This is a genomic window from Bradyrhizobium sp. SZCCHNRI3052 (genome assembly GCF_032484895.1).
Lineage (GTDB): Bacteria > Pseudomonadota > Alphaproteobacteria > Rhizobiales > Xanthobacteraceae > Bradyrhizobium.
Genome location: NZ_JAUETW010000012.1, coordinates 59,853 through 73,080, shown reverse-complemented (window position 1 = coordinate 73,080; position 13,228 = coordinate 59,853). Strand labels below are relative to the sequence as shown.

Annotated in this window: 11 protein-coding genes; 7 read left to right on the top strand and 4 right to left on the bottom strand. The window is 66.6% G+C overall.

From position 1 onward, the window contains the following. Nucleotides 1-26: 26 nt before the first annotated feature. Together ubiG and QW887_RS27060 are read right to left on the bottom strand one after the other, a co-directional pair. Entirely contained in the window at nt 27-791 is a 765-nt protein-coding gene (ubiG, locus tag QW887_RS27065; protein ID WP_409977941.1) for a bifunctional 2-polyprenyl-6-hydroxyphenol methylase/3-demethylubiquinol 3-O-methyltransferase UbiG, read from the bottom strand. 47 nt (nt 792-838) lie between these two features. Next, the gene (locus tag QW887_RS27060; RefSeq protein WP_315715189.1) at nt 839-1,306 is read right to left on the bottom strand and encodes a PH domain-containing protein; all 468 of its coding nucleotides are present in this window, start codon (nt 1,304-1,306) and stop codon (nt 839-841) included. Between the two features lie 147 nt (nt 1,307-1,453). Between QW887_RS27060 and QW887_RS27055 the strand changes: the two genes are divergently transcribed. The 5 genes from QW887_RS27055 to QW887_RS27035 all read left to right on the top strand — a co-directional run bounded on the left by QW887_RS27055 (nt 1,454) and on the right by QW887_RS27035 (nt 8,891). Beyond that, nucleotides 1,454-2,710: an aspartate kinase gene (locus QW887_RS27055; protein ID WP_315715188.1), complete on the top strand. Its 1,257-nt coding sequence runs from the start codon at nt 1,454-1,456 to the stop codon at nt 2,708-2,710. 302 nt (nt 2,711-3,012) lie between these two features. Next, nucleotides 3,013-5,280: a phosphoenolpyruvate--protein phosphotransferase gene (gene ptsP, locus QW887_RS27050; RefSeq protein ID WP_315715187.1), complete on the top strand. Its 2,268-nt coding sequence runs from the start codon at nt 3,013-3,015 to the stop codon at nt 5,278-5,280. Nucleotides 5,281-5,342: 62 nt separating this feature from the next. Then, nucleotides 5,343-6,428 (top strand): peptide chain release factor 1, encoded by a 1,086-nt coding sequence (gene prfA / locus QW887_RS27045; protein ID WP_315715186.1) that lies wholly within the window; start codon nt 5,343-5,345, stop codon nt 6,426-6,428. Nucleotides 6,429-6,621: 193 nt separating this feature from the next. Continuing rightward, on the top strand, nt 6,622-7,509 hold the full coding sequence (prmC, locus tag QW887_RS27040) for a peptide chain release factor N(5)-glutamine methyltransferase (RefSeq protein WP_315715185.1): 888 nt from the start codon (nt 6,622-6,624) through the stop codon (nt 7,507-7,509). Nucleotides 7,510-8,060: 551 nt separating this feature from the next. After that, a complete protein-coding gene (locus QW887_RS27035; protein ID WP_315751931.1) occupies nt 8,061-8,891 on the top strand; it encodes a DUF4167 domain-containing protein in 831 nt (276 codons plus the stop codon). A gap of 90 nt (nt 8,892-8,981) precedes the next feature. Here QW887_RS27035 and QW887_RS27030 read toward each other — a convergent pair whose 3' ends face one another. Beyond that, nucleotides 8,982-9,758 carry a class I SAM-dependent methyltransferase gene (locus QW887_RS27030; RefSeq protein ID WP_315751930.1) on the bottom strand — a complete coding sequence of 259 codons (777 nt, stop codon included), beginning with the start codon at nt 9,756-9,758 and terminating at the stop codon, nt 8,982-8,984. Between the two features lie 193 nt (nt 9,759-9,951). On the opposite strand from QW887_RS27030, the gene gloB reads away from it, so the two are divergent. Further along, the gene (gloB, locus tag QW887_RS27025; RefSeq protein ID WP_316195414.1) at nt 9,952-10,719 is read left to right on the top strand and encodes a hydroxyacylglutathione hydrolase; all 768 of its coding nucleotides are present in this window, start codon (nt 9,952-9,954) and stop codon (nt 10,717-10,719) included. A 14-nt stretch (nt 10,720-10,733) separates the two neighbouring features. After that, nucleotides 10,734-11,168: a cupin domain-containing protein gene (locus tag QW887_RS27020; protein WP_315715181.1), complete on the top strand. Its 435-nt coding sequence runs from the start codon at nt 10,734-10,736 to the stop codon at nt 11,166-11,168. A gap of 1 nt (nt 11,169) precedes the next feature. Here the strand turns inward: QW887_RS27020 and QW887_RS27015 are convergent, their stop codons facing one another. Beyond that, nucleotides 11,170-13,179, bottom strand: a complete 2,010-nt coding sequence (locus tag QW887_RS27015) for a putative bifunctional diguanylate cyclase/phosphodiesterase (protein WP_315715180.1) — start codon at nt 13,177-13,179, stop codon at nt 11,170-11,172. Nucleotides 13,180-13,228: the final 49 nt, after the last annotated feature.

Sequence of the window (13,228 nt, the reverse complement as noted above, 5' to 3'; positions counted from 1 at the left end):
GTCAAGCCGATGAATGGCCGCGCGCGCTACACCATCTGCTCGGCGACCATCATGTAGTTCACGTCCATGTCGGTCGACAGGCTCCAGCGGTCGGCGAACGGGCTGTAGACCACGCCGCTCTGCTCGGTGATGACCAGACGGTTGTCGAGCAGGTATTTGGTCAGCTCGTCCGGCGTGACGAACTTGCTCCACTCATGCGTGCCGCGCGGCAGCCAGCGCAGCACGTATTCGGCGCCGACGATGGCGAGCGCAAAGCTCTTCCAGTTGCGGTTGAGGGTCGAGACCACCATCATGCCGCCCGGCTTCAGCACCGCGGCACAGCGGCCGAGGAAGGCGCTGACGTCGGTGACGTGCTCGACGACCTCCATCGCCAGCACGATGTCGAAGCGCTCGCGCGGGTCCATCTCCTCGATCGTGGTGCAGCGGTAGTCGATCGACAGATGACCCTTCTCGGCATGCAGCCTGGCGGCGGCAATGTTGCTGGCCGAGGGGTCGACGCCGACGACCTGCGCGCCCAGCCGCGTGAACGGCTCGCACAGCAGTCCCGCGCCGCAGCCGATGTCGAGCATGCGCAGCCCCGACAGGCAGTTGAGGCTCTTGGCGTTGCGCTCGAATTTCCGGCAGGCGGCATCGCGGATATAGGTCAGGCGCAGCGGGTTGATCTTGTGCAGGGGCGCCATCTTGCCCTTGGGGTCCCACCACGTCTCGGACAGTTTGGAGAACTTCGCGATCTCGGCCGGATCGACGGTCGAGCCGGAGGGAACAGAAGTGCTGCGGGAATCCTGAGGCATTGTCATCGCTGAATACTCAATGATCGAAGCTGCGGCGCCGTACCGGGCTAACGCGCCGTGATGGCGTTCCGGAACGCCAGCGGCTCCGCGATGGTCGAAATGGTTTCCTTGCCCTCGCCCACACCCAAGATGGTGACATCGCCGTAATTGAGAACCCGTCCCATGATGGTCTGGTTGACGTCGACGCTCTCGACCTTGTCGAGAGCCATCTCGAAGGTACGGCGCTTGATGAAACCGGTTTTGTGCACGACACGGCGATTGGTGACGTCCGTCTCGGTGGTCAGGCGATGGAACCAGGCCCGGACCGTCCAATACAGGGCAACAATGGCGATGACGGCGGCGGTGGCCAGGCACAGCAGGACCAGATTGTCGTTCACGGTCATGCGGGAGAGGACGAGCAATCCAAACACGACGATCCAGGCTCCGATCGCCGGCAGGTAGAACATCCAATGTGCATTGGTCGAATACAGCACCTTCTCGCCGGGTTGCAGGATTTCGTCGATGTAACGCGCCATTCCAAAGCCTCTACCTGACCCTGTCACCACAAGGAACCGTCTTGCCCCCAGCCGCGGCGCTATGTATACGCGCGTTTCGGCTGGCGCGCCTCCGGTTTCGCGCCCAGCCGGTCAACTTATCCTCCTGATGGGAATGAGCGCGTCGTCATGGGTCGCCTCGTGCTGAAATTCGGCGGCACATCCGTCGCCAACATCGACCGCATCCGCAACGTCGCGCGCCACGTCAAGCGCGAGGTCGACGCCGGTCATGAGGTCGCCGTCGTGGTCTCGGCCATGTCCGGCAAGACCAACGAACTGGTCGCCTGGTGCACCGAGGCGTCGCCGATGCACGATGCGCGTGAATACGATGCCGTCGTGGCCTCGGGCGAGCAGGTCACGTCCGGCCTGCTGGCGATCGTGCTGCAGAGCATGGGCATCCAGGCCCGCTCGTGGCAGGGCTGGCAGATCCCGATCAAGACCAGCGATGCCCATGCCTCGGCGCGAATCGTCGATATCGACGGCTCCGAGCTGATCCAGCGCTTTCGCGACCGCAAGGAGGTCGCGGTCATCGCCGGCTTCCAGGGCATCAACGCCGAAACCGGGCGAATCACCACGCTCGGCCGCGGCGGCTCGGACACCTCCGCGGTGGCGATCGCGGCCGCCATCAAGGCCGACCGCTGCGACATCTATACCGACGTCGACGGCGTCTATACCACCGACCCCCGGGTGGTGCCGAAGGCCAAGCGGCTCGACAAGATCGCCTTCGAGGACATGCTGGAGCTGGCGTCGCAGGGCGCCAAGGTGCTGCAGGTCCGTTCGGTGGAACTGGGCATGGTGCACAACATGCCGATCTTCGTCCGCTCCTCATTCGACAAGCCCGAGGATATCGACCCGCACGCCAACCAGCCGCCGGGGACGCTGATCTGCAGCGAGGAACAAATCATGGAAAATCACGTCGTGACCGGCATCGCCTTCTCCAAGGACGAGGCCCAGATCTCGGTGCGCCAGATCGAGGACAAGCCGGGCGTCGCCGCCTCGATCTTCGGACCACTGGCGGATGCCAATATCAACGTCGACATGATCGTCCAGAACGTCTCCGAAGACGGCAAGACCACCGATCTCACCTTCACGGTGCCGGCCACCGATTACAATCGCGCGCGCGAGACCATCACCGCGGCCAAGGACAGGATCGGCTATCAGCGCCTGGATACCGCGACCGACGTCGCCAAGGTCTCGGTGATCGGATCGGGCATGCGCAGCCATGCCGGCGTCGCCGCCAAGGGATTCGCCGCGCTCGCCGCCCGCAACATCAACATTCGCGCGATCACGACCTCCGAGATCAAGTTCTCGGTGCTGATCGACGCCGCCTACACCGAGCTCGCCGTCCGCACGCTGCATACGCTCTACGGACTGGACCAGGCCTAGAAAATCCTCCTCCGCGACCACACCTGTCCCGTTCTGTGACAGCGGGACGGGCCGGAGATCGTTCGAAAGCCGTTGACGCCGCCCGCGGTGGCAGGCGTTTTGCTTGGCAAAACAAGCCCTAATTCGCTATACGCCATCGCAGGATGGCAGCCGCAAACTGTGCTCCAGTGAAGGTTGTTCTGGTTCGGGCCGGCACTCTGAGCGTGCGATAGTGCCGAATCGAGAAAGCTGTTCGATGCCGCGAGTTTAGCGCCAGATCCGGCCGCGTGCCGGGCTGGCCCCAGGAAGGGGGATTGTGCCACATGCGAAGCGCGTCGGGAGGCCCCCGCGTCCTGCTCAGACGGCTTCGCGAGACCATGGCGGAGCAGGTCTCGGCACAGGAGCGGCTCGACAAGATCGTGGTGCTGATCGCGGCCAACATGGTCGCGGAGGTCTGCTCGGTCTATGTGCTGCGCGTCGACAACACGCTCGAGCTCTATGCCACCGAAGGTCTGAACCGCGACGCCGTGCACATGACCGTGCTGAGCGCGCATGAAGGCCTCGTCGGCCTCGTCGCCAGCGAAGCGACGCCGCTCAACCTGAACGACGCGCAGAGCCATCCCGCCTTCTCGTATCGGCCGGAGACCGGCGAAGAGATCTACCACTCCTTCCTTGGCGTGCCGATCCTGCGCGCCGGCAACACGCTCGGCGTGCTGGTGGTGCAGAACCGCGCCAAGCGCACCTATGTCGAGGAAGAGGTCGAGGCGCTGCAGACCACCGCGATGGTGCTCGCCGAGATGATCGCCTCCGGCGAGCTCGCAGCGCTGGCGCAGCCCGGCGCCGAGCCGGCGGCGCGGCACTCGATCCACAAGACCGGCACGGTGCTGTCCGATGGCATCGCGCTCGGCCATGTCGTGCTGCACGAGCCGCGCGTCGTCATCAACAACTACATCGCCGAGGACCTGCCCAAGGAGATCAAGCGGCTCGACGCCGCGCTGCTCAAGCTGCGCGCCGACCTCGACCGCATGCTGGAGCGCGGCGACGTCGCCGATGGCGGCGAGCACCGCGAGGTGCTCGAAGCCTATCGCATGTTCGCCAACGACCAGGGCTGGTCGCACAAGCTGCACGAGGCGGTGGCGACCGGCCTCACGGCGGAAGCCGCCGTCGAGCGCGTGCAGTCCGACACCCGCGCCCGCATGCTGCGCTCGACCGATCCGTATCTGCGCGAGCGGCTGCACGATCTCGAGGATCTCGGCTACCGTCTGCTGCGTCAGCTCGTCGGCCAGGACCACGCGCCGCGGCGCGAGCACCTGCCGGACAACGCCATCCTGATCGCACGCGCGATGGGTCCGGCGGCGCTGCTCGACTACGACCGCAAGCGGCTGCGCGGCCTCGTGCTCGAGGAAGGCACCGCCAATTCGCATGTCGCGATCGTGGCGCGCGCACTGGGCATTCCCGCCGTCGGCGAGGTGCCGAACGCGCCGGGCATCGCCGATCCCGGCGACGCCATCATCGTCGATGGCACCTCAGGCTCGATCTATGTGCGCCCGTCGTCGGAGATCGAATCCGCCTATGCCGAGCGGGTGCGCTTCCGCGCCCGCCGTCAGGCGCAATATGGCGAGCTGCGCAACAAGCCCTGCGTGACCAAGGACGGCCAGCCGGTCGAGCTGATGATCAATGCCGGCCTGGTCATCGACCTGCCGCATATCGAGGACACCGGCAGCGCCGGCATCGGCCTATTCCGCACCGAGCTGCAATTCATGGTGTCCGCCAGCCTGCCGCGCTCGAGCGACCAGCTGGCGCTGTATCGCACGGTTCTCGACGCCGCGGGCCACAAGCCGGTCACGTTCCGCACCTTGGACATCGGCGGCGACAAGGCGCTGCCGTACATGGAGACCGTCATCGAGGAGAATCCGGCGCTCGGCTGGCGCGCGATCCGCCTCGGCCTCGACCGTCCGGGCCTGCTGCGCGGCCAGATCCGGGCGCTGCTGCGCGCCGGCGGCGGCCGCTCGCTGCGCATCATGTTCCCGATGATCTCGGAAGTCGCCGAGTTCGACACGGCGAAAGCGATCGTCGAGCGCGAGCTGACCTATCTGCGCCAGCACGGTCACACGCTGCCGGAGCGCGTCGACGTCGGCACCATGCTCGAGGTCCCGGCGCTGCTGTATCAGCTCGACGAGCTGCTTTCGAAGGTCGATTTCATCTCGGTCGGCTCGAACGACCTGTTCCAGTTCCTGTTCGCGGTCGATCGCGGCAATGCCAAGGTCTCCGAGCGCTTCGACACGCTGTCGACGCCGATCCTGCGGGCGTTGCAGCAGATCGTGCATAAGGCCAAGGCCGCCAAGCGGTCGGTGTCACTGTGCGGCGAGATGGCCTCCAAGCCGATCGGCGCATTGGCACTGATCGCGCTCGGCTACCGCTCGCTGTCGTTGTCGGCCACCGCGCACGGCCCTGTGAAGGCGATGATCCTCGAACTCGACGCCGGCAAGGCGGCGACGAAGATGGCCGAATGGCTGGCCGCGCCGGCCGGCAGCTTCTCGATGCGGCAGAAGCTGACCGAGTTCGCCGAGAGCGAAGGCCTCGCGCTGTAGCGGGTCTGTCGCGGCCTGCGCGTCTTCCGTTCGTATCGTTTGCTCCTAGAACAGATTGCATCATGTCGTCGCTTCCCCAAGCCAAACTGGATGTCCTGCTTGCGCATCACGCCTCGCTCGAGGCGGAGCTGCTCGGCCAGGTCAATTCCGACCGCTACGTGCAGATCACCCGTGAGCTGGCCGAGCTCAATCCGCTGATCGACGCGGTCAAGGCCTATCGCGCCGGCGTCAAGGAGCTCGCCGACACCGAGGCGCTGATCGCCGATCCCGCCACCGATGCCGAAATGCGCGCGATGGCCGAGGCCGAGCGCAACGAACTGATCGCGCGGCGCGGCGAGCTGGAGCAGAAGATCCGCGTCGCGCTGCTGCCGAAGGATGCGATGGACGACCGCAACGTCGTGCTCGAAATCCGCGCCGGCACCGGCGGCGACGAGGCCTCGTTGTTCGCCGGCGACCTGTTCCGGATGTATGAGCGCTTCGCCGCCCTGCAGGGCTGGAAGGTCGAGGTGGTCTCAGCCTCCGAAGGCACCGTCGGCGGCTACAAGGAGATCATCGCCGAGGTGCAGGGCCGCGGCGCGTTCGCCAAGCTGAAATTCGAATCCGGCGTGCACCGCGTGCAGCGCGTGCCCGATACCGAGACGCAGGGCCGCATCCACACCTCCGCGGCGACGGTCGCCGTGCTGCCCGAGGTCGAGGATGTCGACGTCGACATCAAGCCGGACGACCTGCGCATCGAGACCATGCGCGCGCAAGGCGCCGGCGGCCAGCACGTCAACAAGACGGAATCGGCGATCCGCATCACCCATATCCCGACCGGGATCGTCGTGATGATGCAGGACAGCCGCTCGCAGCACAAGAACCGCGCCTCCGCGATGAACATCCTGCGCTCGCGCATCTACGACGCCGAGCGGCAGAAGGTCGACGCGGCCCGCTCGGCCGAGCGCAAGGAGAAAGTCGGCTCGGGCGACCGCTCGGAGCGCATCCGCACCTATAATTTTCCGCAAGGGCGCGTCACCGACCACCGCATCAACCTGACGCTCTACAAGCTGCCGCAGGTGATCGCCGGCGAAGCGCTGGGCGAACTCATCGACGCGCTGACGACCGAGCACCAGGCCGCGCAGCTCGCCGCGCAAGGTGCTGCGGCGTGATGCGCACCGGCGCATTGCAGGAGGCGATGCGACGCTGCCCCGACGCAAACGGTGTCGTCCCGGCGAACGCAGGGACCCCTAACCACCGGCCTTCGTGGCTGTCACAGAAGGCAACTCCGACCGCCCGTCCCGCCACGGCACGGCGTATGGCTCCCCGCGTTCGCGGGGATGACGCGTGGAGGGAGTTTGCGCGATGACCGGCCTCATCGCCGGCGTGACGATCGATGCCGCCCGCCGTGCCCTGGCCGCGCGCTTTGCAGATGCGGGCCTCGACTCGCCCGAGCTCGATGCGCGGCTGCTGGTCGGCCATGCGCTGCAGCTCGACCTCACCGGGCTCGTGATGCACGGGAGACGACAGCTCTCCCATGACGACGCGCAGCGCCTGGAAACGCTGGTGCGGCGCCGGCTGGCCGGCGAACCGGTCGCCCGCATCCTCGGCACCAAAGAGTTCTGGGGCCTGGACCTGCGATTGTCGGCCGACACGCTGGTGCCGCGGCCGGACACAGAGACTGTCGTCGAGCTGGCACTGGAACATCTCGCGGCCGGCGGCGACCTGAAGCGTCGCTTGCGCATCGCCGATCTCGGCACGGGCTCCGGCGCGATCCTGCTGGCGCTGCTGTCCGAGCTGCCGGGGGCCTTTGGACTCGGTACCGACATCAGCTTGGCCGCGCTGACCACCGCGCGGGATAATGCGCGCGCGCTCGGATTGGCCGACCGCGCCGGCTTCGTCGCCTGCTCCTACGCCGCAGCGCTGTCTGCGGGTTTCGACCTGATCGTGTCGAACCCGCCCTACATCCCGTCGTCCGAGATCGGTGCGCTCAACGTCGAGGTGCGCACTCATGATCCGCTGCGCGCCCTGGACGGGGGCAAGGACGGGCTCGACGCCTACCGCGCGCTGATCCCGCAGGCGGCGGCCCTGCTGCGGCCGGACGGCGCTGTCATCGTGGAGGTCGGGCTTGGCCAGAGTGACGAGGTCGCTGCATTGATGGTGAGGGCTGGCCTGACGGCCGATTCCTCGACGATCCGGGCCGATCTGGCCGGTATTCCCCGAACCGTCATGGGCCTAAAAAAGCTCCGGTAAAGGTCGGGGAATGCAGAAAAAGCTCTTGGAATATCCCCCGGGAGCGACTACGTTCCATCCATAGCACCGGTGCAGGCCACGACGAGCGGTATTCACGGAACACCGCCGCGGTCAGATGCCAGAGAGCCGCGCCGGGCGATAGGTTCCAGAACGCAGATCTGCTGAGCGCGAGAGCCCGGATGGCTGCGCAGCCCGCGACTGCAAAGCGAACGAAAGCCTGACTTTGCACTTGAGGTCTTACGCTAAGCAAACTGGGTCGGTCGTGGCGCATGTCGCCTTGGCTGGCTGAATGACGTGGTTCGCCGGTCCCAGGGGCTGGCGGGTGGGGAACGCGTTTTGAACGCGCTTTTGTCGAGAGAATCGGCTGTCGATCACATCGGCATGGGTCAAACCGGCATGTCGGAACCGACATGGGTCGGATGGGACCATTTGGACCGCGCGCGAGGCGTCCGAGCCCGGCGAAGGTATTTCAATACACTCTCGGTATTCCGATAACAATCAGTGCTCAGACAATCGGTGCTCCTAACGCAGGGTTGGAATAAAGGCAGGACATGAGAAACGGTCAGAACAACAAGCGGATGCGCAACCGGAACAGCGGCGGTAACAACAACAATAACCGGCGCGGCCAGAATCCGCTGACCCGGGTGTTCGAGTCCAATGGACCGGACATCAAGATCCGCGGCACTGCCTCTCATGTCGCCGAGAAATATGTCCAGCTTGCCCGCGACGCCCGCTCTTCGGGTGACCCCGTAGCCGCCGAGAACTACTACCAGCACGCCGAGCATTATTTCCGCCTGATTGCCGCCGCGCAGGAGCAGTTCCGCCAGAATCAGCCGCAGCAGCCGCGCAACACCGAGGACCTGACCGTCGACGACCTCGACGATGACGGTGAGAGCTTCTCGCATTTCGGCCAGGAGCCCGGCTTCGTTCCGGCCCAGCCGCAGCCTCAGCCCCAACCCTTCATGCGCGACCGCGAAGGCGGCCAGCGCGAGCGCGGCGACAACCAGCCCTATCAGCGCGAGCAGCAGCCGCGCGAGCACCGCGAAGCGCGTGAGCATCGCGAGCCGCGCGAACACCGCGAGCCGCGGGAACACCGTGAACCCCGCGAACATCGCGAGCGGGAGCCGCGCGAGCACCGGGAGCGGCCGCAGCCGGTCCAGTACCAGCCGCAGCCGCAACCCCAACCCGTCATCGCCGACAGCGGCGTCGATCGGCTGCCGTCCTTCATCACCGGTCCGCAGCCGCAGATCGCCAATCCCCCGGCCGCCTTCGAGGGCGCTGCCGAGCGCTATCCGCGGCGCCGCCGGCGTCCGCATGGTCCGCGCGCTGAAGCAGCCGCTGCTGCACCGGCGCCGAGCGAGGACCTCAATCCGGGCGAATAGCGATTACGCTCCATCGTGAAATACGAAACGGGTGGGCTCTGAGCCCACCCTTTTTTTTGCGCGGGAGGCGCGCAGGAAAACGGCCCGGGATCATGCTTCGCGCGACGGCGGACCGACCTCGCGGCGACCGGCGCCACCGGATCCGGGGGCCGACGGTGACGGCGCCAGCACCGGTTCGAGCCGCGGGATCAGCCGGATGCGCTCGCGGCGCGCCGGGATCACCCGGTAGACCTGCTTGGTCGCCTCCACGATGTGGACACCGGCGAACGGCAGCGACAGCGCCGCGCCGACGCGCTCCCAGGCCATCGCCGATTTCAGGAACCAGCCGCCGACCGGAGGCATGAACAGCGCCTCGCCCCAGCCGGTCGGCGTGAACCAGGTCTGCCGCAGCAGTTGCGTGATCTGCGAGCGCGAATAGGGCCGGCCATGGCCGAACGGCGTGTTGTCGGTCCGCGTCCAGACGCCGCGCCGGTTCGGGATCACGATGATCATGCGTCCCGCCGGCGCCAGCACCCGCCACATCTCGCGCAGCAGCCCGGCCGGGTCGTCCGACATCTCCAGCGCATGCACGATCAGGATGCGGTCGATCGCCGCATCGGGCAGCGGCAGCGAGAACTCGTCCACCAGCGAGGCCAGCGTCGGCCGCGCCGTCGGCCATTTCAGCACCCCCTGCGCCGCCGGCATGAAGGCGATGCAGCGTTCGGAATCCTCGCGGAACAGGCCGAGATAGGGCGTGGGATAGCCGACGCCGAGCACCCGCTGCCCGGCCGCGCTCGGCCAGCGCGCGCGGATACCGCGGTTGATCAAGAGCCGCGCGACGATCCCGAGGCGACCCGAATAGAAATTTCGCAGATCGATCACGTCCATGACGTCAATGTATCATGCGAGCGCGCGCTGCCGCGCGCCGAATATTGCGTTGCGCCTCCAGCGTTAACGCCATATCTCTGCGCGGGACATCGGAGGCCGCCCCGCAGCGCTGCGCCCGGGCTCCGCTTCCACGACCTTCTGGCATCGCGAGCGCGACCATCGTGCCTCGCCCGGTCCCGCCGACGGAGACATCATGGCCGCCGACATCCGCGCCTTCACCTGCCTGTCCGACAATTTCGGCTATCTGATCCATGACCCGGCAACCGGTGCGACTGCCTCGATCGACGCCCCCGAGGCCGGACCGATCGTCCGGCAATTGGACGCCGAAGGCTGGACGCTCACCGACATCCTGATCACGCATCATCATCACGACCATGTCGGCGGCGTCGCCGAGCTCAAGCAGAAATATGGCTGCCGGGTGGTCGCGCCCCACGACAAGACGACGGCGATCGCCAACGTCGATCTGCGAGTCGCCCATGGCGATGTCGTGAAGATCGGCGAGTTGCTCGCGCGGGTGCTGGAAACGCCGGGCCATACGCTCGACCACGTCTCCTACGTGTTCGATGCCGACAAGGCGCTGTTTGCGGCCGACACGCTGTTCTCGGTCGGCTGCGGCCGGGTGTTCGAGGGCACCTATCCGATGATGTGGGACTCGCTTCTCAAGCTGCGCGCGCTGCCGGACGACTTCCGGCTCTATTGCGGCCACGAATACACAGCCTCGAACGTCAAATTCGCCCTCACCGTCGACGGCGACAACGCGGCGCTGAAGGCTCGCGCCGAGGAGGTCACGCGGCTGCGTGCCGCCAACCGGCCGACCATTCCGTCGCTGCTGGGCGACGAGAAGACCGCCAACGTGTTCCTGCGCGCCGACGATCCGGCCGTCGCAGTGCGGCTGCGCATGAAGGGCGCCAGCGCCGAGCAGGTGTTCGGCGAGCTGCGCGAGCGCAAGAACAAGTCGTAAGGGCGAGGACGACGATGGCCACGCTCTCGGCTGCCGACATCATCGCGCGTCTCGGCCTGCAGCCTCATCCGGAGGGCGGACATTTTCGCGAGACCTTCCGCGATCCGGCCGTCGACGCCTCCGGCCGCGCCGCATCGACGTTGATCTATTTCCTGCTCGCGCGCGGCGAGCGTTCGCATTGGCACAGGGTCGACGCGGTCGAGACCTGGCACTTCTATGCCGGTGCGCCGCTGACCTTGCGGATCGCCGCCGAAGGCCAGGCGCCGCAAACGACGACGCTGGGCATCGACCTCGCAGCCGGCCAGCAGCCGCAGGCGGTGGTGCCCGCCCATGCCTGGCAGGCCGCCGAGAGCGCCGGCGATTGGACGCTCGTCGGCTGCACGGTGGCGCCGGGCTTCATGTTCGAAGGATTCGAGCTTGCGCCGCCCGGCTGGGAGCCGGAGGTCTGAGTCACGCGCTCGCGCCGGCGACCTTCGCGGCCGGCTCGGCGAAGCGCTGGCGCTCCTGGGCGAGGAAGCCGGAAATCGCGTCGGCCGGCATCGGCTTCGCAAAGTAGTAGCCCTGGATGTAGTCCGCGCCCAGACGCCGCAGGCTGTCGAGCTGCTCCTTGGTCTCGACACCCTCGACGACGCACGAAATTTCCATGTCGGCGCAGAGGCCGGTCAGCGACTTGATGATCTTGTGGCTGATCGGGTTGGCATTGACGTCGCTCACGAAACTGCGATCGACCTTGAGCTTGTCGAGCGGCAGCCGGTGGACGTGACTGAGCGACGAGTAGCCGGTGCCGAAATCGTCCAGCGAGATGCCGCAACCGATCGCCTTCAATGCCGCGATCGACTGCTCGGCGCGGGCGAAGTCGAAGGTGACGGCGGTCTCGGTGATCTCGAACTCGATGCGGCGCGGCGGCACGCCGCTGGCATGGATGACCGCCAGCAGGGGCAGGACGCCATCCGGCGAACAGATGTCGTGCGCGGAGAGATTGAACGACACGCGAATGTCGTCCGGCCAGGTCCGCGCGGCGGCGAGCGCCTTGACCAGCAGACAACGCGTCAGGCTGCGGATGACGCCGATCCGCTCGGCGGCCGGGATGAAGCTTGCGGGCGACACCGTACCCAGCTTGGGGCTGTGCCAGCGCGCCAGGACCTCGAATCCGGTGGTGCGCGAATTCGTCGCGTCCATGATCGGCTGAAACGCCAGGTCCATCTCGGCGTCGAAATCGGCCGTGCGCAACAGGTGCTCGATCACGCTGCGGCTGCGGATCTCCGCCTCGAGCTCGGTCGAGAAGATGATGGCCTGGCCGCGGGCGCGGCGCTTGGCGTGGTACAGCGCATAGTCGGCGCATTCGTACAGCGCATCCGCAACCATGGCCGAGCGCGGATACAACGCAAAGCCGGTCGAGCACGACAGGCCCGTATGGGTCGTGTCGAACTGATAGGGCAGCTTGATGAGGTCGGTGATCTGCCGTCCGAGGTTGAGCAGATCGTCGTCCGTGGGATTGCCGGCGACCACCAGTCCGAACTCGTCGCCGCCGAGCCGGGCGAGATGGACCTGGCCGCCATGGCCGGCGCAGGCGTCGCGGATGCGGCGCGCGGCCTCGATCAGCACGCGGTCGCCGACCGTATGCCCATAGGTGTCGTTGATCGGCTTGAAGCCGTCGAGATCGATGATGCCGACGGCAAGCCGCGTGCCGTCCCGGTCGGCCTCGGCGAAAGCTTGCGTGAGCTCCGAGAAGAAGCGACGGCGATTGGGCAGATCGGTCAGCGAATCCAGATTGGCGAGGCGGAAGTTTTCATCCGACAGCGCTTGCGTCGCCGCCTGCTCCGCGAGCAGCGATTTGCGGCTGGCGACGAGCGCGGCGAAATCCCGATAATAGATGAACAGCACCGTGACCATCGCGCCGGACACGAGCAGCTGATTGACCGCGATCGCCCGCAGCGCGTGAACGCCCGTGGACATGAAGAAGATGACATAGGGCACGATGACCACGAGGGTCACGATCAGGGCTGCGGAGCGCAGGTGCATCAGGCAGAAGATGATGCCGATGACCGTGACCGCCATGTAGAACGCGACCTGCCCCTTGGCGAATGGGTCGCCGTAGGGAAACAACGCGAAGGACCAGACGACGAACAGCGCCCCGATCGGGCCGGCAATCCGGTTGGTGACACGCAGGTTGCGCAGCACCTCGGCGTCGCTGCTGGCGGCCTCGCCCTGCCGCAGCCACCACAGCATGCGCGCGCCGGTAATCGTCGATAGCAACGCCGGCACGGAAATCGTGAGCCACGTCGGCGCCAGCGGCAGGAACGTGTAGGCGAGCGCCAGGCTGTTGGTGATGAGAATGAAATAGAGCAGCGGCACCTGCTTGGAGAACGCCTGGAACTGCGCGCGCGTCAGCTCGGGACTGTCGGCGGGAACGCGAAACAACTCCCCTGCGCGGGCCATGTAACGTCTCACGTCCGGCATTGCCGCCCCGTTGTCAGCACCATTTCGCAGGGACTATCGCTCAGCACGG